The organism is Hydrogenophaga sp. ANAO-22 (genome assembly GCF_042466645.1).
GTDB lineage: Bacteria > Pseudomonadota > Gammaproteobacteria > Burkholderiales > Burkholderiaceae_C > Hydrogenophaga.
Window position 1 is genome coordinate 3,927,546 of the sequence record NZ_CP159956.1, and the last position, 22,106, is coordinate 3,949,651.

Annotated in this window: 21 protein-coding genes and 1 tRNA gene; 8 read left to right on the plus strand and 14 right to left on the minus strand. The window is 69.5% G+C overall.

The features are described from left to right. Nucleotides 1–21: 21 nt before the first annotated feature. Nucleotides 22–270, minus strand: coding sequence for a PP0621 family protein (locus ABSY19_RS18875; RefSeq protein WP_382154656.1), 249 nt, complete (start codon nucleotides 268–270; stop codon nucleotides 22–24). 10 nt (nucleotides 271–280) lie between these two features. Beyond that, nucleotides 281–1,081 carry an inner membrane protein YpjD gene (locus tag ABSY19_RS18880; RefSeq protein WP_382154659.1) on the minus strand — a complete coding sequence of 267 codons (801 nt, stop codon included), beginning with the start codon at nucleotides 1,079–1,081 and terminating at the stop codon, nucleotides 281–283. A gap of 165 nt (nucleotides 1,082–1,246) precedes the next feature. Here ABSY19_RS18880 and ffh point away from each other — a divergent pair, with 165 nt between their 5' ends. Both ffh and ABSY19_RS18890 read left to right on the plus strand, forming a co-directional pair. Continuing rightward, a complete protein-coding gene (gene ffh, locus ABSY19_RS18885; protein WP_382154662.1) occupies nucleotides 1,247–2,617 on the plus strand; it encodes a signal recognition particle protein in 1,371 nt (456 codons plus the stop codon). A gap of 13 nt (nucleotides 2,618–2,630) precedes the next feature. Then, a complete protein-coding gene (locus tag ABSY19_RS18890) occupies nucleotides 2,631–3,254 on the plus strand; it encodes a pyridoxamine 5'-phosphate oxidase family protein (protein WP_382154665.1) in 624 nt (207 codons plus the stop codon). Between the two features lie 4 nt (nucleotides 3,255–3,258). On the opposite strand, the gene ABSY19_RS18895 is transcribed toward ABSY19_RS18890, so the two are convergent. Next, entirely contained in the window at nucleotides 3,259–4,020 is a 762-nt protein-coding gene (locus tag ABSY19_RS18895; protein WP_382154668.1) for an IclR family transcriptional regulator, read from the minus strand. Nucleotides 4,021–4,111: 91 nt separating this feature from the next. Here ABSY19_RS18895 and ABSY19_RS18900 point away from each other — a divergent pair, with 91 nt between their 5' ends. Genes ABSY19_RS18900 through ABSY19_RS18920 form a run of 5 tightly spaced genes read left to right on the plus strand, consistent with a single transcriptional unit; the run spans nucleotide 4,112 to nucleotide 9,118 of the window. Next, nucleotides 4,112–4,927, plus strand: a complete 816-nt coding sequence (locus ABSY19_RS18900; protein WP_382154671.1) for an SDR family oxidoreductase — start codon at nucleotides 4,112–4,114, stop codon at nucleotides 4,925–4,927. Next, nucleotides 4,924–6,237 (plus strand): flavin-containing monooxygenase, encoded by a 1,314-nt coding sequence (locus tag ABSY19_RS18905; protein WP_382154674.1) that lies wholly within the window; start codon nucleotides 4,924–4,926, stop codon nucleotides 6,235–6,237. Before ABSY19_RS18900 ends, ABSY19_RS18905 begins: the two co-directional genes overlap by 4 nt. Before the next feature lie 42 nt (nucleotides 6,238–6,279). Then, nucleotides 6,280–7,206, plus strand: a complete 927-nt coding sequence (locus ABSY19_RS18910; protein WP_382154677.1) for a bile acid:sodium symporter family protein — start codon at nucleotides 6,280–6,282, stop codon at nucleotides 7,204–7,206. Beyond that, on the plus strand, nucleotides 7,203–8,213 hold the full coding sequence (locus tag ABSY19_RS18915; protein WP_382154680.1) for an SDR family oxidoreductase: 1,011 nt from the start codon (nucleotides 7,203–7,205) through the stop codon (nucleotides 8,211–8,213). The genes ABSY19_RS18910 and ABSY19_RS18915 overlap by 4 nt, the downstream gene beginning before the upstream one ends. Then, nucleotides 8,210–9,118 (plus strand): EamA family transporter, encoded by a 909-nt coding sequence (locus ABSY19_RS18920; RefSeq protein WP_382154683.1) that lies wholly within the window; start codon nucleotides 8,210–8,212, stop codon nucleotides 9,116–9,118. Before ABSY19_RS18915 ends, ABSY19_RS18920 begins: the two co-directional genes overlap by 4 nt. A 462-nt stretch (nucleotides 9,119–9,580) precedes the next feature. Here ABSY19_RS18920 and mdoH read toward each other — a convergent pair whose 3' ends face one another. The 11 genes from mdoH to ABSY19_RS18975 form a co-directional block, all read right to left on the minus strand. Further along, nucleotides 9,581–11,551: a glucans biosynthesis glucosyltransferase MdoH gene (gene mdoH / locus ABSY19_RS18925; RefSeq protein WP_382154686.1), complete on the minus strand. Its 1,971-nt coding sequence runs from the start codon at nucleotides 11,549–11,551 to the stop codon at nucleotides 9,581–9,583. A gap of 50 nt (nucleotides 11,552–11,601) precedes the next feature. Then, nucleotides 11,602–13,173, minus strand: coding sequence for a glucan biosynthesis protein G (locus tag ABSY19_RS18930; protein ID WP_382154689.1), 1,572 nt, complete (start codon nucleotides 13,171–13,173; stop codon nucleotides 11,602–11,604). Nucleotides 13,174–13,363: 190 nt separating this feature from the next. Beyond that, on the minus strand, nucleotides 13,364–14,773 hold the full coding sequence (locus ABSY19_RS18935) for a sigma 54-interacting transcriptional regulator (RefSeq protein WP_382154692.1): 1,410 nt from the start codon (nucleotides 14,771–14,773) through the stop codon (nucleotides 13,364–13,366). Further along, nucleotides 14,770–15,453 (minus strand): hypothetical protein, encoded by a 684-nt coding sequence (locus tag ABSY19_RS18940; protein ID WP_382154695.1) that lies wholly within the window; start codon nucleotides 15,451–15,453, stop codon nucleotides 14,770–14,772. The genes ABSY19_RS18935 and ABSY19_RS18940 overlap by 4 nt, the downstream gene beginning before the upstream one ends. Further along, nucleotides 15,443–16,861 (minus strand): ATP-binding protein, encoded by a 1,419-nt coding sequence (locus ABSY19_RS18945; RefSeq protein ID WP_382154698.1) that lies wholly within the window; start codon nucleotides 16,859–16,861, stop codon nucleotides 15,443–15,445. Before ABSY19_RS18945 ends, ABSY19_RS18940 begins: the two co-directional genes overlap by 11 nt. A gap of 10 nt (nucleotides 16,862–16,871) precedes the next feature. Then, nucleotides 16,872–18,296 (minus strand): tRNA (N6-isopentenyl adenosine(37)-C2)-methylthiotransferase MiaB, encoded by a 1,425-nt coding sequence (gene miaB / locus ABSY19_RS18950; protein WP_382154701.1) that lies wholly within the window; start codon nucleotides 18,294–18,296, stop codon nucleotides 16,872–16,874. A gap of 91 nt (nucleotides 18,297–18,387) precedes the next feature. Further along, nucleotides 18,388–18,822 carry a hypothetical protein gene (locus ABSY19_RS18955; protein ID WP_382154704.1) on the minus strand — a complete coding sequence of 145 codons (435 nt, stop codon included), beginning with the start codon at nucleotides 18,820–18,822 and terminating at the stop codon, nucleotides 18,388–18,390. 37 nt (nucleotides 18,823–18,859) lie between these two features. Then, nucleotides 18,860–19,504 carry a class I SAM-dependent methyltransferase gene (locus ABSY19_RS18960; protein WP_382154707.1) on the minus strand — a complete coding sequence of 215 codons (645 nt, stop codon included), beginning with the start codon at nucleotides 19,502–19,504 and terminating at the stop codon, nucleotides 18,860–18,862. A gap of 18 nt (nucleotides 19,505–19,522) precedes the next feature. Beyond that, nucleotides 19,523–20,083, minus strand: coding sequence for a YaeQ family protein (locus ABSY19_RS18965; RefSeq protein WP_291120512.1), 561 nt, complete (start codon nucleotides 20,081–20,083; stop codon nucleotides 19,523–19,525). 177 nt (nucleotides 20,084–20,260) lie between these two features. Continuing rightward, nucleotides 20,261–20,337 (minus strand) — tRNA-Met (locus ABSY19_RS18970). A 37-nt stretch (nucleotides 20,338–20,374) separates the two neighbouring features. Then, nucleotides 20,375–21,163: an enoyl-CoA hydratase gene (locus ABSY19_RS18975; protein WP_382154710.1), complete on the minus strand. Its 789-nt coding sequence runs from the start codon at nucleotides 21,161–21,163 to the stop codon at nucleotides 20,375–20,377. 144 nt (nucleotides 21,164–21,307) lie between these two features. On the opposite strand from ABSY19_RS18975, the gene ABSY19_RS18980 reads away from it, so the two are divergent. Further along, nucleotides 21,308–22,105, plus strand: a complete 798-nt coding sequence (locus ABSY19_RS18980; protein ID WP_382154713.1) for an enoyl-CoA hydratase-related protein — start codon at nucleotides 21,308–21,310, stop codon at nucleotides 22,103–22,105. Nucleotide 22,106: the final 1 nt, after the last annotated feature.

Below are 22,106 nucleotides of genomic sequence, written 5' to 3' on the forward strand. Positions count from 1 at the left end.
AGGCGTCCATCCGGAGGGAGGTCATGCCGAACCGCCTTCGCGCAGCCGGCGGTGCTCGGTGCTGCAGTACGCGCCCTGCTGGCCCCGCACCGCCTCGGTCTCGGGCAGGTGCGTGCCGCATTGCAGGCAGGCCACCATGATGGTGGGGACGTTGGCGCGCGGCTTGGGCGGGGGCGCCTGGCGGGCGGCCTCGGCGCGGTCGCTCAGGCGGTTGTTGCGCCAGATGTAGAACGCCACCATCACCACGGCCAGGACGAGCAGGTATTTCATGGTCAATGCCTCAGCCGCGGTGCAGCATCACTTCGAGCACGAAGCGCGAGCCCGCGTAGCCCAGCAGCAGGAAACCGGCGGCCACGTAGAGCGTGCGCACGGCGACACGGCCGCGCCAGCCCAGGCGCCAGCGGCCCCAGAGCAGCACCCCCATGGTGATCCAGGACAGCAGCGAGAAGGTGGTCTTGTGGTCCCAGATCCAGCGGTGGTTCAGGGTCTCGGAAAAATACCAGCCGGCCAGCAGCGTGGCGCTCAGCAAGGCAAAGCCGGCGGCGACGAAGCGGAAGGTGAGGCGCTCCAGCGTGAGCAGGGGCATGGACGCCTCGCTGGCGTTGCCCAGCCGCATGGCCTTTTCGGCGCGCTGCATCAGCCAGGCGTGCACCACCGCCGCGGCGATCAGGCCATAGGACGCGATGCCCAAGGCCCAATGCAGCGGCAGCAGCGCGGAATGCAGGGCCGGGTAGCGCGTGCCCGGGAACACCAGCGCGAGCAGCACGACCACCATGCCCAGGATGGCCAGTGTCCAGCGCGCGCGCATCTGCGGGTAGAGCCGGCTTTCGATCAGGTAGACGGTGAGCACCAGCCAGCCGGTGACGGAGAGGGCGGGCGCGAACCCGAAGCGCGCGGGTTGTTCGAACAGGCCGAGCACCAGCACGACCAGGTGCAGCAGCCAGGCCAGGCCGAGCAGGCCGCGGCTTTGCGGCGCCGACATGCGCGGGTGGGCGATGGCGAGCATTGCGTAGGCCAGCGCCGCGCCGCCGGAGAACACGGCAGCGGGCAGGTTGGACGCGAGTGCGGGCAGCAGGCTCATCACCGGGGCAGCGCGCCAAGCGTGAAAAGGAAGGGCGCAGCTAAAATCATCCTCACAGTTTAACGGCCTTGTCCCTCCTGGACGCGCCGGTCCGCCGACCCAGGCGCCCGCCTGACCGCCCGCCCGACGCGGGTTTCCGCCCTTTTCCCTTCTACCCGAGGCAGCATGGCTTCAGCCCTTTCAGACCGACTTTCACGCATCGTCAAGGAAATGCGCGGGCAGGCCCGCATCACCGAGGGCAATGTCACCGACATGCTGCGCGAGGTGCGCATGGCCCTGCTGGAGGCCGACGTCGCCCTGCCGGTGGTGCGCGACTTCATCGCGCGGGTGAAGGAGAAGGCGCTGGGCCAGGAAGTGGTGGGCTCGCTCACGCCCGGGCAGGCGCTGGTGGGCATCGTCAACCGCGAGCTCGCCGCGACCATGGGCGACGGCGTGGCCGACATCAACCTCGCGGCGCAGCCGCCGGCGGTGATCCTCATGGCCGGCCTGCAGGGCGCCGGCAAGACCACCACCACCGCCAAGCTGGCCAAGCACCTGATCGAGAAGCGCAAGAAGAAGGTGCTTACCGTCTCGGGCGACGTTTACCGCCCGGCCGCCATCGAGCAGCTCAAGACCGTGACCGCGCAGGCCGGTGCCGAGTGGTTCCCCAGCACGCCCGACCAGAAACCGGTGGACATCGCGCGCGCCGCGATCGATTACGCGCGCAGGCATTTCTTCGACGTGCTGCTGGTCGACACCGCCGGCCGCCTGGCGATCGACGAGGCGCTGATGCGCGAGATCCAGGAACTGCACGCCGTGCTCAAGCCGGTGGAGACGCTGTTCGTGGTGGACGCGATGCAGGGCCAGGACGCGATCAACACCGCCAAGGCGTTCAAGGACGCGCTGCCGCTCAGCGGCATCGTGCTCACCAAACTCGACGGCGATTCGCGCGGCGGCGCGGCGCTTTCGGTGCGCGCCATCACCGGCGCGCCGATCAAGTTCGCCGGCGTGTCCGAGAAGATCGACGGTCTGGAGGTGTTCGACGCCGACCGCCACGCGCAGCGTGTGCTCGGCATGGGCGACATCCTGGCGCTGGTCGAGCAGGTCACGGCCGGCGTGGACATGGCGGCGGCTCAGAAGCTCGCGGCCAAGGTCAAGAGCGGCGAGGGCTTCGACCTCAACGACTTCCTCGACCAGTTGCGCCAGATGAAGCAGATGGGCGGCCTCTCCAGCCTGATGGACAAGCTGCCCGCCGCGATGGCCGCCAAGGCCAGCGAGGTCGACATGGGCCGCGCCGAGAAGGACATCAAGCGCAAGGAAGGCATCATCTGCAGCATGACGCTCAAGGAGCGCCGCAAGCCCGAGATCATCAAGGCCACGCGCAAGCGCCGCATCGCCGCCGGCGCGGGCGTGCAGGTGCAGGAAGTCAACCGCCTGCTCAAGGAGTTCGAGCAGATGCAGGACATGATGAAGAAGATGAAGGGCGGCGGCATGATGAAGATGATGAAACGCATGGGTGGCATGAAGGGCATGCCCAAGCTGCCCGGCATGGGTTGAGGGAGCCACCGCCATGACCACGCCCACCGACCCCTACACCATTCAGGATCTCGCTTCGCTGCAGGCGCTGTTCGGCCCGGTGGGCGACGCGTCGGTGCGCAAGGAGGTCTCGCGCCTGCACCCGGTCTACCAGCGCTGGATCGAGGCCTCGCCGTTCGCGGTGCTCGCCACCGTCGGCTCCGACGGGCTGGACGCCTCGCCGCGCGGCGATCCGCCCGGGCTCGTGAGCATCCAGGACGAACACACGCTGTTGCTGCCCGAGCGCGCCGGCAACAACCGCATAGACAGCCTCAAGAACATCCTGGCCGACCCGCGCGTGGCCCTGCTGTTCCTGGTGCCCGGCGTGGGCGAGACGCTGCGCGTGAACGGCCGCGCGCGCATCTCGGTGGCGCCGGACCTGATGCAGCGCCTGGCCATGGACGGCAAGCTGCCCCGGTGCGTGCTGGTCATCACGGTGGACACGGTGTTCTTCCAATGCGCCCGCGCCATGAAGCGCGCCAGCCTGTGGGACGCGCGCGAAGCCGCGGCGGCGGTGCCCACGGCCGGCGAGATGCTCGCGGCCCTCACGCACAACGCCATCGACGGCGTTGCCTACGACCGCGCCTTGCCCGCGCGCCAGCGCGACACGCTGTACTGAGGCGTCAGCCCAGGGTGCGGGCCAGCGCCTGCGCCGCCGCCTCCAGGCGCGGCAGCTGCAACCGGGCCTGTGCCAGCGCCATGCGCGCGGCCGGTGCCTGCAGGGCGAGCGCGCAGCGCACCGTGCGCTGGCCCGGCGCAAACACCGGCACCGCCACGCACACCAGGCCTTCGACGAACTCCTCGGCGTCCACCGCGTGGCCGTCGCGCCGGATCGCCTCCAGCTCCGCTTCGAGGGCCTCGCGCAGCGTCAGCGTGTTGGCGGTGTAGCGCGTGAGCACCAGCCCGTCGAGCACGGTGCGGCGCTGGCGCGCGCCCATCCAGGCCAGGAACAGCTTGCCGCTGGCCGAACAATGCGCCGGCACGCGCGTGCCCGGGCGCAGCTCCAGCCGCAGCGGAAACGCCGACTCCACGCGGTCCAGGTAGACCACCTCCGCACCCGACAGGGCGGTGAGGTTGCAGCTCTCGCCCACCTCGGCCACCAGCTGGCGCAGCACCGCGTGGCGCACGCCCTGCTGCGTGCTGTTGCTCAGGGCGGCCTCGGCCATGCGCAGCAGGCGCGTGGCCATCGCGTAGCGCCGGCCGTCGGGCTCGCGCACCAGCCACCCACCTTGCTCCAATTGTGAGAGCATGCGGTGCACGGTGGGCTTGGGCCAGCCGGTCAGTGCGACCACCTCGGGCAGGGCCATCGGTTGGGCGTGGCGCGTCAGCAGGTCCAGCAGCTCCATCAGCCGCAGGCCCGGGCTGTTGTCGGTTTCTGTGTTCATATCTCGAAAAATGAGACGAATCCATAAATTATTTTGAGACGAATTCTAGGGGCCTCTACATTGCGGGCACAACTTCGAGGAGATGGGTGGTTTGACGACGACGCCGAGCTTTCACAACGCCGTGGTGACCGGCGCCTGCGGTGGCCTGGGCCAGGCGCTGGCGCGTGAGCTCATCGCCGCGGGCGGGCGCGTGGCGCTGGTCGGCCTGCAGCGTCCCGCGCTGCAGGCGCTGGCCGCGCTCGCGCCGGAACGTTGCGCGATCTACCAGCCCGACGTGTCGGACGCGGCCGCGATGCAGGCCGTGGCCGCCGACTGGATGGGCCGTTTCGGCGCGCCCGACCTGGTGATCGCCAACGCGGGCGTGGCCGGCGGCTTCGACACCGCGCAGGCCGGCGACCTCGCCGTGATGCGCCGCATGCTCGAGATCAACCTGCTCGGCGTGGCCACCACCTTCCAGCCCTTTCTGGCGCCCATGCGCGAGAGCGGCCGGCGCGGCGCGCTGGTGGGCGTGGCCAGCCTCGCGGGTTGGCGCGGCATGCCCGGCAACGGTGCGTACTGCGCGAGCAAGGCCGGCCTGATCGCCTACCTGCAAAGCCTGCGCGCCGAGCTGCGCCCCACGGCGCTGCGCGTGCACACCATCAGCCCGGGCTACCTGCGCACACCGCTGACGGCCGGCAACCGCTTCGCCATGCCCGGCCTGCTCGAAGCCGACGAGGCCGCGCGGCGCCTGCTCGCGGGCGTGGCCGCCGGCACCGAACACATCGTGCTGCCCCGGCGCATCGGCTGGCTTTCGCACGCGCTGGGCCTGCTGCCCGCGCGCCTGCACGACCGCATCCTGCTCGGCCAGCCGCGCAAGCCGCGCGCGGGCGAACCCGGCGCGACCGACATTCCAGGCCTGAAAAAATGACGACACCCACCGAACAACAGATCGCGCTCATCGGTGCCGGCCCCTCGGGCCTGGCCGGCGCGCGCTGCCTGCAGAAACACGGCATCCCCTTCCAGGGCTTCGAGGCGCACACCGACGTCGGCGGTCTGTGGAACATCCACAACCCGCGCTCCACGGTGTACCAGTCGGCGCACCTGATCTCCAGCAAGCGCATGACGGAGTTCAGCGAGTTCCCCATGCCCGAGCGCGTGGCCGACTACCCGAGCCACCGCGAGCTGCTGGACTACTTCAGCGCCTTCGCCGACCACTTCCGGTTGCGCGAGCACTACCGCTTCGGTGTGCGCGTGCTGAGCGTGGTGCCGTTGGGTGATGCGCCCGGCACGCTGTGGCGCGTCACCACCGAAGACGCGGACGGCCTTCAGACCACCGCCGACTACAAGGGCGTGGTGGTGGCCAACGGCACCCTGGCCGAGCCCAACATGCCGCGCTTCGAAGGCCACTTCTCCGGGGAGCTGCTGCACACCTCGGCCTACAAGAGCGCCGACCAATTCCGCTACAAGCGCGTGCTCATCGTGGGCGCGGGGAATTCGGGTTGCGACATCGCCGTCGACGCCGTGCACCAGGCGCGCAGTGTGGACATCTCGGTGCGGCGCGGTTATTACTTCGTGCCCAAGTACGTGTTCGGCCAGCCCGCCGACACCCTCGGCGGCAAGATCCGGCTGCCGCCCTGGCTCAAGCAGAAGATCGACAGCACCATCCTGAAGTGGTTCACCGGCGACCCGGTGCGCTTCGGTTTTCCCAAGCCGACCTACAAGATGTACGAGTCGCACCCGGTGGTGAACTCGCTCATCCTGTACCACATCGGCCATGGCGACGTGGGCGTGCGCGCCGACATCGCGCGTTTCGACGGCCACACCGTGCACTTCAAGGACGGGCGCCAAGGCGAGTACGACCTGGTGCTCGCGGCCACCGGCTACAGGCTGCACTACCCCTTCCTCGCCCCCGCGCTGCTCAACTGGCAGGGCATGGCGCCCCGGCTCTACCTCAACATCTTCGCGCCGCGCTTCGACCGCCTCGCCGTGCTCGGCATGGTCGAGGCCAGCGGCCTGGGCTGGCAGGGCCGCTATGAACAGGCCGAGCTGGTGGCGCGCTATTTCAAGGGGCTGGACGAAGGCAAGGCCAGCGCCAGCGCGTTCCGGATCGCCAAGGCGGGGCCGCCGCCCGACCTCTCCGGCGGCTACAAGTACCTGCAGCTCGAGCGCATGGCCTACTACGTGAACAAGAACGTCTACCGCGACACCGTGCGCCAGGCGGCCGAGGCCCTGGCCTGACATCCCGCCCGACGACAAAGACAACAGACACAGGAGACCCGCATGCTGCCCGTGGACGAAATCCGCCTCAACTTCAACCCGGCCTCGCTGGCCGTGCTCAACGCGGTGCTGGCCTTCCTGATGTTCGGCATCGCGCTGGACACGCGCCTGGAGGACTTCCGCCGCGTCATGCGCATGCCGCTGGCGTTCACGGTGGGCATCGTGGCGCAGTTCATCGCGCTGCCGGCCATCACCTATGCGCTCACGCTGCTGCTGCAGCCAGGCCCCAGCATCGCGCTGGGCATGATCCTGGTGGCCTGCTGCCCGCCGGGCAACGTGAGCAACATCCTCACGCACCGCGCCAACGGCAACGTCGCGCTCAGCGTCTCGATGACGGCGGTGTCCAACGCCATCGCCATCGTGGCCATGCCGCTGAACTTCGCTTTCTGGGGCGGCATCCACCCCACCGCCGCGCCGCTGCTCAAGACCATCGCGCTGGACCCGCTGGAGATGTTCGGCCACATCCTGCTGATCATCGGCGTGCCCTTCGTGCTGGGCATCTGGTGCGCGCACCGCTTTCCGAACTGGACCGCGCGCTTCAAGAAGCCGGTGCGCATCCTCAGTTTTCTCGCGCTCATTGCCTTCATCGTCGGCGCCATCGCGGGCAACTGGCGCTACTTCCTCGACTACGTGGGCCTGGTGCTGCTGGCCGTGGTGATCCACGACGCGCTGGCCTTCGGCACCGGCTACGCCATCGCGCGCGCCGCCGGCCTGCCCGACTACGACCGCCGCGCGGTGTCGATCGAGGTCGGCATCCGCAACGCGGGCCTGGGCCTGGTCATCATCTTCAGCTTCTTCGGTGGCCTGGGCGGCATGGCCGTGGTGGCCGGCGTCTGGGGCTTCTGGGACATCATCGCTGGCCTGATCCTGGCGGGCTGGTGGGCGCGCAGACCGCTGCAAGGTGGCGTGCCGGGGATCGAGAAGCCATGAGCGCGGCCATGGACAAGGCGCCGGCCGCCCGGCGCGTGCTGGTCACGGGCGCCGACGGTTTCCTCGGGCGCGGGCTGATCGACGCCTTGGCGCGCGAGCCTCACATCGAACACCTGGTGGCGGTGGATGTGCGCGAGGTGCCCGTCGCGCGGCGTTCGCCGCGCGTGGCCTACGTGGTGGAAGACGTGCGCGACCGCGCCCTGGCCGCCACGGTGGAGGCGCACGGCATCGACACCGTGGTGCACCTGGCCTCCGTCGTCACGCCGGGCAAGGGGTCGAGCCGGGCCTTCGAACATTCGGTCGACGTGGGCGGCACGCGCAACGTGATCCAGGCCTGCCTCGCCCACGGCGTGGCCCACCTCGTGGTCTCGTCCAGCGGCGCGGCCTATGGTTACCACGCGGACAACCCGGCCTGGCTGACCGAAGACCACGCACTGCGCGGCAACGAGGTGTTCGCGTACGCGCACCACAAGCGCCTGGTGGAAGAAATGCTCGCCGAAACGCGCGCGGCCCACCCGGCGTTGCGCCAGACCGTGCTGCGCATCGGCACCATCCTGGGCGAGCGGGTGGACAACCAGATCACGGCCCTGTTCGAGAAACCGCGCCTGATCGCGATCGCCGGCAGCGACAGCCCCTTCGTGTTCGTCTGGGACGAGGACGTGACCGGCGCGATCGTGCACGCGCTCAGTGGTGAGGCCGTGCCCGGTTGCTACAACCTGGCCGGTGACGGCGCGCTGACCATCCGCGAGATCGCCGCGCGCCTGGGCAAGAAACCGCGCGTGCTGCCGGCGGGCCTGTTGCGCACGCTGCTGCGCGTGGGCAGCTCGCTGGGCGTGAGCCGCTACGGCCCGGAGCAGCTCGATTTCCTGCGCTACCGGCCGGTGTTGCTCAACACCGCGCTGAAGCAGCGTTTTGGCTACACGCCGCGCAAGACCAGCGCGCAGGCGTTCGATGCTTTTGTGGCCGCGCGCGCTGCGCAGGGGCGACCGGTGAAAGTGATGGCGTGAACCCTGTGCCTCTTTCGCGCGGCGATCTGCTGCGCGCGCTCGCGGTGGTGGTGATCTGGGGTTTGAACTTCGTGGTGATGAAGATCGGCTTGCAGGGCATTGGCCCGATGTTGCTGGGCGCCTTGCGGTTTGCGGCGGCGGCCTTGCCGTTCCTGCTGTTCGTGAAGTTTCCGAAGCTGCCGTGGCGCTATGTGGTGGCGTATGGCTTGGCGCAGGGTCTGGGGCAGTTCGGTTTTCTGTTCCTGGGGCTGCAGATGGGGATGACGGCGGGCATGGCGTCGGTGGTGATGCAGACGCAGGCGTTTTTCACGTTGTTGCTGGCGGTGCCGGTGCTGGGTGAGCGGGCGCGCTGGTCGCAGGGGCTGGGTTTGCTGGTGGCCTTGGGCGGGCTGGTGCTGATCGCGACGGCGCATGGTGAGGGGCCGGGGCAGATGACGTTGGCGGGCTTTGTGCTGACCTTGTCGGCGGCGTTCATGTGGGCGGTGTCGAATCTGGTGGCGCGGCTGGCGAGCCGGGTGGCGGATTACGAGCCGTTTCCGTTCATCGTGTGGAGCAGCGTTTTTCCGATTGTTCCGTTCATGGCGTTGGCGCTGTGGATGGATGGGCCTTCGGTGGTGTGGGCGCAGGTGGCAGGCTTGAGTCTGTCGGCGGTGTTGGCGGTGTTGTTTCTTGCGTGGCTGGCGACCTTGTTGGCCTACACGCTGTGGACGCAGTTGCTCCAGCGCCATCCGGCTGGGCGGGTGACGCCGTTTTCTTTGCTGGTGCCGGTGGTGGGGCTTTCGGCGGCCTGGGTTTTCTTTGGCGAACTTCCCCTGTTTCAGCAGTGGCTGGGGACGGGGGCGGTGTTGATGGGGCTGGTGGTGAATCAGCTCGGGGGCTGGTTGGTTTCTCGTCGCTCTTCTTGAGGTTTCTGGCGTCTGCCTCGCGTCAGGCCGGTGGCGACGCCCGACTGCTCCGGCCCTGCTCGCGGGCGGCTGCACTGGTTCGCATGTACCCCTTCATCAACAGCGTTGCTGGTGCGCACCTTCTGTGGCAACCGCGAATGGGGGCCTGCGCATTCGGGCATCGCCACCGTCCTGCAAGAGGTGTGCGTACACCAAGCTTGGCGCGCCCACTCTTGTCGTGGGGCGGGTGGTCCGGGCAGGAGGGTGCTGGCCCCATTCGCGGTTGCCACAAAAGCAAGCGTGCCCACCCAGTGTTGACGAAATGCTGTTCGCTTGCCCGGGCAGACGCCCGCGAGCGGCCGGCGCCAGCCTGCCCGGACCACCCGACCTCTCCCACCCGGTGGCGCGAAAAACAAGCCACACAAGCCCTCAAAAGAAAACGCGCCGCAAGAGCGGCGCGTTGGACGGAAACGGGGGAGCCGGTCAGGCCGCGTGCGGCAGGCCGAAGCGGCTGGCATGGCGCCAGGCGCGGCGCAGCACCGCGGGTGACCACGATTCTTCGGGAATCAGCAGCACACCGCGCGAGCGCATCCAGGCACCCAGGTCCACATGACTGGTCGCCACGGTCAGCGGCACCGCCAGCAGCAGCGGCATCGCCACCGGTGCCAGCCAGATCAGCGCGTTGGCGTTGATCGCGGCCACACCCACGGCCAGCAGGCCGATCACCAGCGTCATGGGGGCCAGCCGCGCCACGGCGTCGCGCCAGGTCACGCCGGCCGCTTCGCGCGGAGGCGACTTCCATTCCAGCCTCAGGCCGGTGATCGCCACCAGCACGAACAGCGAGTGCGCCAGCATGCGGATCGGCGCCTGCATCAGGGCCAGCACGGTTTCCACGGCCGAGCTGCCCAGCAGGCCCACGGTGCCACCGAAGGACTTCTGCTCGCCCTTCATGAACACCGCCAGCAGGCCCAGCACGCGCGGCATGAAGAGCATGGTCAGCGTCCACATCCACAGCGCGCGCAGTTCTTCGGGCACGGCCTGCCAGCTCGGGATGGCGCTGGAATCGGCCGCCCACAGCGCGGTGCCGATGGACAGGAAAGCCAGCCACAGCGGGGCCGAGAGGTAGGACATGGCGCCGATGGCGAACATGGTGCGGTGCACGCGGTGGATGCCGGGCTCGGCCATCAGGCGCGAGTTCTGCAGGTTGCCCTGGCACCAGCGGCGGTCGCGCTGCAGTTCGCTCAGCAGGTCGGGCGGCTGCTGCTCGTAGCTGCCGGTCAGGTCGGACACCAGCCACACGTGGTAGCCGGCACGGCGCATCAGCGCGGCTTCGACGAAGTCGTGCGACATGATGCCGCCGGACATGCCGCCCGTGCCCTTGATGGGCGCCAGCGCGCAATGCTTCATGAAGGGCTCGACGCGGATGATCGCGTTGTGGCCCCAGTAGTGCGACTCGCCCAGCTGCCAGAACTGCATGCCCAGCGTGAACAGGCGCCCGGTCACGCGCGAGCCGAACTGCTGCGCGCGCGCATGCAGGGTGGCGTGGCCGATGGCCTGGGTGGCGGTCTGGACGATGCCGGCGCGGGGGTTGGCTTCCATCAGCTTGACCATGGACACCAGGCAGTTGCCGCTCATGACGCTGTCGGCGTCGAGCACCACCATGTAGCGGTAGTCCTTGCCCCAGCGGCGGCAGAAATCGGCCACGTTGCCGGCCTTGCGGTGCGTGCGGCGGGTGCGCAGGCGGTAGTACACCTCGATCGACGGCAGCTCCGGCTGGGCGGCCAGCGCGGCGCGCAGGTCTTCCCAGGCCTTGCGTTCGGCCTGGGCGATCTCGGGGTTGTAGCTGTCGGAGAGCACGAACACGTCGAACTGGCCGGCGTGGCCGGTGGCGGCGAGCGATTCGCAGGTGGCGCGCAGGCCGGCGAACACGGTGGCCACGTCCTCGTTGCAGATCGGCATGATGATCGCCGTGCGCGCCTCGGGGTTCATGGCGTGGTCTTTCACGTCGGTCGCGCGCAGCGTGTGGCGGTCACCGAACAGCGAGACCCAGAAGCCCATGAGCGCCGTCACGAAGCCGGTGACGACCCAGGCCGAGAGCAGGCCGAACAGCGCGAGCTGGCCGTACTGCAGCCAGGCGCTGTGGTGCTCGGGCTGTGCATCGGCGAACAGGCTGGTGGCGAACGCGGTGCTCACCACGGTGAGCAGGGCGAACACGAGACGGCGGCGGTTGGCCGCGCTCTGCCAGGCCATGGGCGCTTCGGCGACCTCGGCGGACGCCACGGCGGGCGTGCGCGGGGGCAGCACGCGGCTGGCCGTGCTCAACAGCGCGGTGCCGATGCTGTTCCAGAAGCCGCGCCAGGGGCGGGGCACCATGGAGCCGCGGTTGATCGGGGGCGCCGTGACGGAATTGGGGTGGCGCTCTTCGCGCAGCTGGGTCAGGGCATGCTGGGGCATGGGAAGGCTTTCAGGCGCCGCACCGGGGTGCGAACTGGGGAGGGCCGTGCTCATTCGGGAAGCAGCAGATGTGTCCATGTTTCGCTCACGGTGTCGTTGTGGTGTTGAAGAAAGGCGCGCAGCTCGACCGGCTGGGTCTGGTCCACGCGCTCGACGCGCACGGTCACGCGCCAGGTGCGCGTGGCGGGATTGGGGTAGGCCAGGGTTTCGAGCACGCGGCCATTGGCGTTGGTCGTGACCACCGCCTTCACCGGTGCGCCGGCGGGCAGGCTGTCCAGCGCGGGGCCGGCGAAATCGATCACGTACTGCGGCTGGCGCGCCTGTTCGGCCGGCGAGAGGCGGGTGAAGCCATAGCCCTTGCGGGTCTGGGTGACCCAGCTCGACGGGGGGCGCTGCTGGGTGTCGCCCTGCCAGGCCAGTTCGTAGCTCAGTTCCAGCGGCTGGCCGGCGGCGGGCAGTTGGGCGGGCACCCAGTAGGCGACGATGTTGTCGTGCGTCTCATCGGGCGTGGGCAGCTGCACCAGCTCCACACGGCCCGCGCCCCAGTCGCCCACCGGCTTGACCCAGGCGCTCGGGCGGCGCTCGTAGCGCGCTTCCACGTCTTCGTAGTTGGCGAAGGCACGGTCGCGCTGCATCAGGCCGAAGCCGCGCGGGTTCTGCAGGGTGAAGGAGCTGACCGTGACCGCCTTGGGGCGCTGCAGCGGGCGCCACAGCCACTCGCCTTCGCCGCTGACCATCATCAGGCCGTCGGAGTCGTGCACCTCGGGGCGGAAGTCGCCGGGCATGGGCTGGTTCTCGCCCGAGAGGAACATGCTGGTGAGCGGGGCGATGCCCAGGGTGTTCACCGGGCCGGCGCCGGCGCGCAGGAACACGCGCGTGGTCACCGTGGTGGTGGTCTGCTGGCCGGGGCGGATCACGAAGCGGTAGGCGCCGGTGGCGCGCGGCGACTCGAGCAGCGCGAACACGGTGACCTCGGTCGCGCCCGCGGCGGGGCGCTGCAGCCAGAACTCGGAGAAGCGTGGGAACTCCTCGCCGCTGCCGCCCACGGTGTCGATCGCCAGGCCGCGCGCCGACAGGCCGTACTGCTGGCCTGCGCCCAGCGCGCGGAAGTAGCTCGCGCCCTGGAACACGATCAGCTCGTCCTTGTAGGCCTGGCCGTTGAGCGGGTAGTGCAGGCGAAAGCCCGCGTGGCCCAGGTCGCCCCAGCGGCTGGTGTCGAAGGTGTTCTTGCCGTAGTCGAAATCGGCGCCCCGGTAGGGCAGGTGGTTCACCGTGCCGTCGGCCGTCAGTTCGTGGATGCGCACCGGCTCGGTCTGGTACAGGCCGAGGTGGAAAAACTGGGCTTCGAAGGGCAGGTTCTGCGCGCGCCAGACGGACTGGTCGGTCTTGAACCGGATGTCGCGCAGCTGGTCGTAGGTGATGGTGGCGAGCTCGGCGGGCAGCTTGTCGCTGTTTGCCTGATAGGGCTGCTGGGCACGCGCCTTGGCGAGCTGGGTGATCTGGTCCCAGTCCACACGCTGCGCATGGGCCGACGCCCCGCAGAACGAGGCCAGCAGGGCGCCGAGCACGCCCCAGCCGCGCAGGCGGCGGGTGGTGAAAAACGGGCGAATCGTGAAGGGCATGCCGGTATAAGGGCAAACCCTGTGCCAACCCGAAAAAACCCAATCAGATCAACGACTTTTTCAGTATCCAGATGTGTTTTCGGCGTTTCGCCGCGCTGGCGGGCGTTTCAAGCCCCGTTTTTGTCGCCGAATGGCGACAGGCTGGGTCTTCGTTCAGAAAAAAACCAGCAAAAACAAGGGCTTGGCCTTGTCACTCATCGGCGACAGCGTCGCTGGCGGCGCCCGGCGCATCGCTTTTGAACAGCCCCGGGGTGAGGGCGTGTTTCTGCAGCAGGCGGTAGAACTCGGTGCGGTTGCGCTGCGCCAGGCGGGCCGCGTCGGCCACGTTGCCGTCGGTCATCTTGAGCAAGTCCACCAGGTACTCGCGCTCGAAGCGCTGCTTGGCGTCGGCGAAGCTGAGCACCTCGATCGACGGCGTGCGCAGCGCGCGCTGCACCAGCGCGAGCGAGACCAGCGGCGTGGTCGACAGGGCGCAGACCTGCTCGACCACGTTGTAGAGCTGGCGCACGTTGCCGGGCCAGGCCGCCAGGGTGAGCGCCTTGAGCGCCTCGGGCGCGAAACCCGAGCTGCGCTTGCCGTATTTGGCCGCGAGCCGGGCGAGGAAGTGGTTGGCCAGCAGGGCGATGTCCTCGCGCCGCTCGGCCAGGGTGGGCAGCGTGAGCGTGACCACGTTGAGCCGGTAGTACAGGTCCTCGCGGAACTGGCCGGCGGCCATCGCGTCTTCCAGGTCGCGGTGGGTGGCCGAGATGATGCGCACGTCCACCGGCAGCGACTGGCTCGAGCCCAGCGGGCGCACCGCGCGCTCCTGCAGCACGCGCAGCAGCTTGACCTGCAGGGCCGGCGGCATGTCCCCGATCTCGTCGAGCAGCAGCGTGCCGCCGTCGGCCGCCTGGAACAGGCCCTTGTGGTTGGCCACGGCGTCGGTGAACGCGCCTTTCATGTGGCCGAACAGCTCGGATTCGAGCAGGGCCTCGGGGATCGCGCCGCAGTTCACCGCGATGAAGGGGCGGTTGGCGCGCGCGCTGGCCTTGTGGATGGCGCGCGCCAGCATTTCCTTGCCGGTGCCCGAGTCGCCGCGCAGCAGCACGCTGGCGTCGGACTGCGCGACCATGCGCGCCTCGGCCAGCAGGTCGGCCATGCGGTTGGAGCGGCTCACGATCTCGCTGCGCCAGGCCTCGTCCACGTGGGTGTTCTGGTGCGCGGGCGCGCCCAGGGCCAGGGCCTGCGCGATCTTCTCGAGCAGTTCCTTGGCGTCGTAGGGCTTGGTGAGGTAGGTGAAGACGCCACGCGCCGTGGCCTCCACCGCATCGGGGATGGTGCCGTGCGCGGTCAGCAGGATCACCGGCAGCGAGGGGTGGCGCGCGCGGATCTCGTCGAACAGCGCCAGGCCGTCGCGCCCGGGCAGGCGCACGTCGGAGAGCACCAGCTGGGGCCGTTCGATGTCGAGCTGGCTGAGCGCGGCCTCGGCCGAGCCGACCGAGGTCACCTGGTAGCCCGCCGCGCCCAGGCGCATGGCCAGCAGGCGCAGCATGTCGGCGTCGTCGTCGACGACCAGCAGCCGTGCGCGCGGCGCCGAAGGCCGCTCGGGGCTGGCGTTCATGGCGTGGTGGGGCGCGCGCCGTTGGGCGCGGCGGCCGGTGGGCGCGTGGTGAGGCTGCGCTCGATGGCGCGCATGGCTTCCAGCCGTTCGTTGAGCTGGTCGATGCGGCGCTGGCTGTCGCGCAACTGCTGGGCCTGGCGGTCCGTGGTTTCCTCCAGCTTGCGCTGGTCCAGCAGGCGGTTGGCCAGCAGCCGGGCGAGCGGTTTGAGCGGCAGGCTCTCGGGGCCGGGGTGGGCGATCACGCGTTGGAACAGACCGAGCGCGCGCGCGGTGTCGGCCGGCTGGCGCAGGTGGGTCAGCGCCAGGGCCAGCTGCATCTGGCGCAGCGCCACGTTGCCGGGGTCGCCCTGCACCACGATCTCGGCGGCGAGGTCGGCGGGGCTGAGCGCGTGCAAGCGGTCGGCGTAGCTCAGCAGGGCCGTGACCACGTCGGGCACCGGGGTCGTGTCACCGCTGAGCACCATGGGGGGTTGCGAGGGCGGGGCCGTCACCGGCGTCACCAGGGGCGGCGCGGTGGCCACGGTGACCGTGGGGTTGGTCATCTGGATGGTCACCGTGCCGTTGCCGCCGGTCTCGGGCGCGGTCGGCGCCGTGCCGCAGGCGGCCTGCGACAGGGCCAGCGCGGCGACCAGGCCGGTGAGGCGCCCTGCGTGGGTGGGGTGGGATGGGCTAATGGGCATGGGGCAGTTCGATGCGGAAGTGGGCACCCTGGCGCTGGGGCAGCAGGGTGATGCGGCCCCCGTGGGCCAGAATGTACTCGTGCACGATGGACAGGCCGATGCCGGTGCCGCGCACGGCGCCGCTCGGTTGCCGTTCGCCACGGTAGAAGGGTTCGAAGATGCGGTCGCGGTCGGCCTCGGCCACGCCCGGGCCCTGGTCCACGATGTCGATGCAGGCGCGGCCCGGCAGGTCCAGCAGCACCAGGCGGATGTGGCCACCGGGCGGCGAGAAACGGATCGCGTTGGACAGCAGGTTGCCCACCGCCGAGGCGATCTTCTCGCGGTCCAGCGGCATCGTCGTCGGCACGCCCTCGACGCGCACGTTCAGCGACTGGGCCTGCCATTGCAGGCGCTGGGTGTCCACCTGGTCCTCGAGCAGCGCCAGCAGGTCGGTGCGCTCGCGCTTGAGCTGGCGCGCCTCGAAGGCCGCCGCGTTGAAGCGCAGCAGCGCCTCGATCTGGTGCTGCAGCAGCTGCGTGTTGTGCTGCAGGATGTTCACCACCTCGGCCTGGCTGGGGTTGAGCGCGCCGGCCACGCCGTCGCCCAGCACCGCCACGCCTTCGTGCAGCGAGGCCAGCGGCGTCTTGAGTTCGTGCGAGATGTGGCGCAGGAAACGAGCCTTGTCGGCATCGAGCTCGGTCAGCCGCAGGCGCAGCCATTCGAGCTGCTGGCTCACGCGGCGCACGTCGGACGGCCCGCGAATGTCGATCGGCACGTCGAGCCGGTTTTCGCCCAGGCCCTGGATGGCCTTCTCCAGCCGCTTGAACGGCCGCGCGAGCCAGATGCCGAAGCCCAGCGCCAGGATGGCCGCGATGCCGATGGAGCCCACCACCTGCTGCGTGAGCTCCTGTCGGCTGGTCTCGAAGCGGGCCTGCAGGGCCTCGTTGCGGCCGGTGATGATGGACTGCACCTTCTGCGCGATGGACGCGCTGTGGCCGTCGATCTCGCGAAAGGCCTGCGCCACCTCGCGCTCGCGGTCCAGCGCGGTTTCGGGCGGGCCGTCCAGCAGCACGGTGATCGCGTCCAGCCGGTCGCGCCAGTTGGTGGCGAAGTCGGGCGGCAGTTCGTTGTCCTCGAGCCGGCGCAGGATGTCGCGCGCGTTGCCGGCGGCTTCGTCGAAGCGCTGGCGCAGCTGCCGGTCGCGCAGCACCAGCGACTGGCGCGCCGCGCGCTCCATGGTCAGGCTGCGCTCGGAGAGCGACTGCGCGGCGGTCGACAGCGCGATCGCCTGCGCCGCGCTCTCGCGGCTCTGCGCCATCAGGGTTTCGAGCGAGAACAGCGCGCGCACCGCCGCCACGCCGAGCAGCGCCCCGATCAGCAGGAAGGCGACCAGCAGCAGCTGCTGGAAGGAGAAGCGCAGCGGTTTCACCGAGGGGTGCTCAATCCAGAAACACCGCGGAACCGGCTTTGCCGGGCGGCAGGTGTTGCCCCATCGAGGGGGTCGCGCGCAGCGCGGCGGGGGTGATTTCCAGACTGCCGCGCAGCGAATGCGGGCGGGCCTCGGTGATGCGCACGTCGAGCATCTGGCCAATCAGGCGCTCGGCCCGCGGGCCACCGTCGAAGTTGACGATGCGGTTGCATTCGGTGCGGCCCATCAGCTCGATCTCGCCGTGCTTGCCGGGGCGGCGCGAGCGGCCTTCCACCAGGATGCGCTGCACCGTGCCCTCGCGGCTGGCGCTGATGCGCCGCACGTTCTCCTCGACGACGGCCTGCAGGTGCTGCAGCCGCTGCAGCTTGACCTCGTGCGGCGTGTCGTCGGTGAGGTTGGCCGCCGGCGTGCCGGGGCGCGGGCTGAAGATGAAGCTGAAGCTGGTGTCGAAACCCACGTCGGTGATGAGCCTCATCATCTTCTGGAAGTCGTCCTCGGTCTCGCCGGGGAAGCCGACGATGAAGTCGCTGCTCATGGCCAGCTCGGGCCGGATCGCGCGCAGCTTGCGGACGGTGCTCTTGTATTCCATGGCGGTGTAGCCGCGCTTCATCGCCATCAGGATGCGGTCGCTGCCGTGCTGCACCGGCAGGTGCAGGTGGTTCACCAGCTGCGGGATCTTGCCGTAGGCCTCGATCAGGCGCGGCGTGAACTCGTTGGGGTGGCTGGTGGTGTAGCGGATGCGCTCGATGCCGGGGATCTCGGCCACGTACTCCAGCAGCAGGGCGAAGTCGGCGATCTCGCTGGTCTCGCCCATCGCACCGCGGTAGGCGTTCACGTTCTGGCCCAGCAGGGTCACTTCCTTCACGCCCTGGTCGGCCAGGCCCGCGACCTCCACCAACACGTCGTCGAACGGGCGGCTGACCTCTTCGCCGCGCGTGTAGGGCACGACACAGTAGCTGCAGTACTTGGAGCAGCCTTCCATGATGGACACGAAGGCCGAGGCACCCTCGACCTTGGCCGGCGGCAGGTGGTCGAACTTCTCGATCTCGGGGAAGCTGATGTCCACCTGCGGCAGCGCCTGGCGCGCGCGCTGGTTGAGCAGCTCGGGCAGGCGGTGCAGGGTCTGCGGGCCGAACACCACGTCCACATAAGGCGCGCGCTTGATGATCTCGGCGCCTTCCTGGCTGGCCACGCAGCCGCCGACGCCGATCAGCACGCCCTTTTCCTTGAGGTGCTTGACGCGGCCGAGGTCGCTGAACACCTTCTCTTGCGCCTTCTCGCGCACCGAGCAGGTGTTGAAGAGGATCAGGTCGGCCTCTTCCACGTCCTGCGTGGGCTCGTAGCCTTGCGCGGCGCCCAGCACGTCGGCCATCTTGTCCGAGTCGTACTCGTTCATCTGGCAGCCGAAGGTTTTGATGAAGACTTTTTTGCTCATGGGGAATTCCGTTCGGGAAAGGGCGCCGCGCCGCGGGCGCGCGCCATGGGCGGGGCCGCGGCCATGGTGACCGCGGCAGGCGCCGGGGGACTCAGTTCGTGGTGCGGGCCGGCGCGCCAGCGGGCAGGGTCTGTTGCGACTCGAAGACGAAGTTGCGCTGCGTGCCGTAGCCCGGGCGCTTGACCTTCGCTTCGGCCTCGGTCAGCAGCCACACCTGGTGGACCTGGCCGCGCTGGTCGAGGGTGTAGTTCACCACCAGTTCCTGGTTGAGCAGGGTGGAGGACATCACCAGCTTGTTGGTGCTGTCGAGGATGCGCGCGCCCGGTGCGAAGCGCGTGGCGCGGTCGTCCATGGCCACCAGCGGCGGTTGCACCACCACCATGGTGCCGCGCAGTGCCTTGGCCGGGAACTCGCGTTGCACGGCCTGCGCGTGGGCGGCGCTGGCGGGGATCAGGAGGAGGGTGGCGGCGAGCGCGGTGCTCAAGCCGGCGAGGGTGGCCACGAGGGCGGGTCGGCAGCGGTTCATGGTATGTGTCCAGAGGCTGTGGGGAGGGGCGATTGTCTCACGCGGGGGCGGGGCGCTTCTGCATCAGGACCACGTTGGCGCCAGGCACTTCGCAGTGCCAGCCATGGTGGCGCGCCAGCCAGCGCAGCGTGGCCTCGCGGTAGAACACCACATGGGTCGGGTCGCGGCGGTAGTGCCACTGCGCGAAGCGCGCGTCGTCGGTCTGGAAGCGCGTCATCAGTGCCAGCCAGCCACCCGGATGCAGCAGCGCGTCCAGGCGGCGGAACTCGGCGGCGGGATCGTGGAAGTGCTCGGCCACCTCGGTGCAGGTGATGAAGTCGTGGGGGGTGGCCAGTGCGCCGGTGTCGGGGTGGAAGAACGGGTCGTACAGGGCCACCGTGTGGCCGGCCTCGCGCAGCAGGTCGGCCAGCACCGGGCCGGGGCCGCAGCCGTAGTCGAGCCCGCTGCACCCGGGCGCCAGGCGCTGCAGCAGCGGTGTGGCCACCTGGGCCAGGAAGGCGCGGTAGCCCGCGTCGTCGCCGGTGTTGCGGTGCAGTTCGTACTCGGCGCGTTCGGCCTCGGGCGAGGGCCGGTGTTCGGGGAATAGAAAGGTGGCCTCGCAGCGTCCGCAGCGGCCATAGGCGCGCTCGCCGACGACCTGGAACGCCCGGCCCTCAAGGCTTTCGCAGACGGGGCAGCGCATGGCGCGAAGGCCGGCCGGCTACTTCCAGCGCACCGGCTCGATGTGCACGCTGCCGCGCTCGCTGGAGAGCGTGAGCGCGCCTTCCTGCACCGTGGCCTGCAGCTGCATGCTGCGCTCGGCGAGCTGGGCCAGCGCGGGCGCCACCTCGGTCGGCAGGCGCCAGGCCTGCAGGCGGTCGAGCCGCGTGAGTTTGCCCTCGATGCCGCGCCACCACACGTCGGCCGCGCTGCCGAAGGCGTAGACGACCACCGCGTCGGCCTTGCTGCAGGCCTTGGCCAGCGGCTTGTCTTCCGGCTGGCCGACCTCGATCCACAGGCGCTTGCGGCCGGTGAAATCGGTCAGCGAGACGTCCGGATCGTCCGGGTCGGAGAGGCCGGCGCCGAAAGCCAGTGTGCCGTCGCCCCGGCAGGTGTCCTGCAGCTCGTGCGCGTGCAGCGCCATCGCCACCAGCCGGACCATCATGCGCTCGTCGGTCTCGCTGGGATGGCGGGCCAGGGTGAGCGCGTGGTCGGCGTAGTAGCCGTGGTCGATGTCGGCGATCTGCAGGTTCGCCTTGAAGATGGTGGATTTGATTGCCATGTGAGAAACACCCCCCGCGTCGCCTTCGGCGCCACCCCCCTCTAGGGGGCGACACTTCGGGCCGGCACAGCCGGACCCTCGGTGTCTCTGGCTGGCACCGCCACATGCGTTGCGCCGCGCAAATGGATTGAAATGAAAAAAGCGGGCCCCGTTGCCGGAACCCGCTTTTTGAGATGCTGGTGGCGATAGGTGGACTTGAACCACCGACATCAGCATTATGAATGCTGCGCTCTAACCAACTGAGCTATATCGCCAGCGAAGCGCGCATTATAGACAGTTTTTTTGGGCGGCTCAGCGGTGCTGGAAAGCCGGCTTGCGTTTGTTGACGAAGGCGTCCATGCCTTCCTTCTGGTCTTCGGTGGCGAACATCGCGTGGAACAGGCGGCGCTCGAACATCACGCCGTCCGACAGCGTGCCCTCGAACGAGCGGTTCACCGCTTCCTTGGCCGCCATCACGCTGGGCAGCGAGAGGCCGCAGATCACCAGCGCGGCGCCCAGGGCCTCGTCCATCAGCTTGTCCAGCGGCACGACGCGGCTGACCAGGCCGGCGCGCTCGGCCTCGGTGGCGTCCATCATGCGGCTGGTGAGCACCATGTCCATGGTCTTGGCCTTGCCCACGGCGCGCGGCAGGCGCTGCGTGCCGCCCGCGCCGGGGATGATGCCCAGCTTGATCTCGGGCTGGCCGAACTTGGCGTTGTCGGCCGCGATGATGAAGTCGCACATCATGGCGAGTTCGCAGCCGCCGCCCAGCGCGAAGCCGCTCACGGCCGCGATCACCGGCTTGCGGATGCCGCGGATGGTTTCCCAGTTGCGCGTGATGTAGTCGCCGTTGTAGACGTCGGCGAAGGTGTAGGTGGCCATGGCGCCGATGTCGGCGCCGGCCGCGAAGGCCTTTTCGCTGCCGGTGATGACCATGCAGCCGATGCCCTCGTCCGCGTCGAAGGCCTTGAGCGCCGCGCCCAGCTCGTCCATGAGCTGGTTGTTGAGCGCGTTGAGCTGCTTGGGCCGGTTGAGCGTGACGATGCCCACGCGGCCTTCGGTGCGCATGGTGATGCATTCGGGTGGGGTGGCGGCGGTCATGGTGTCTCCTCGGGCAATGGCGTCGGGTTGAAAGCCCACCACTATATCGGGCCCGCCCTCCGGGAAAACATTAGCCGACCGATTGGTTGGTTAATGGTAAATTGCGATCCATCGGCCAACGACAACAGCAGGAGACCCACCGACATGAGCAACAACGCCACCGTGGTGTATGAAGAGCGCGGGGCCGTGGCCCTGGTCACGCTCAACCGCCCCGAAGCCCTGAACAGCTTCACCCGCCAGATGCACCGCGAGCTGTGGGCCGCGCTGGACCAGGCCGAGGCCAACCCGGCGGTGCGCGCGCTGGTGCTCACCGGCGCCGGGCGCGGTTTCTGCGCCGGCGCCGACCTGGCCGAATTCGACTTCGAGCCCGGCCCCGATCTGGTGAAGCGCGCCGACCCCGGCCCGGTGATCGAGCAGGCCTTCAACCCCACGGCGCGCCGCCTGCAAGGGCTGCGCATGCCCACCATCGCGGCCGTCAACGGCGTCGCGGCGGGCGCGGGCGCCTCGCTGGCCATGACCTGCGACATCGCCATCGCCGCCACCGGCGCGAGCTTCATCCAGGCCTTCAGCAAGATCGGCTTGATACCGGACGCTGGTGGCAGCTGGTTCCTGGTCGAGCGCCTGGGCCTGGCGCGCGCCATGGCCCTGGCCCTGACGGGCGACAAGCTGCCGGCCACGCAGGCCAAGGAATGGGGCCTGGTCTGGGACGTGTCCGACGACTGCGTGGGCGCGGCACTGGCCCTGGCCGCGCGCCTGGCCACCATGCCCACCAAGGCCCTGGTGGCCACGCGCGGCCTGCTGCGCGATGCCGGCACACGCACGCTGGACCAGCAGCTGGACGTGGAGCGCGACACCCAGTCGGCCCTGGGCCGCACGCACGACTACATCGAAGGCGTGATGGCGTTCCGCGAAAAGCGCCCGGCGCAGTTCAAGGGCGAATGAG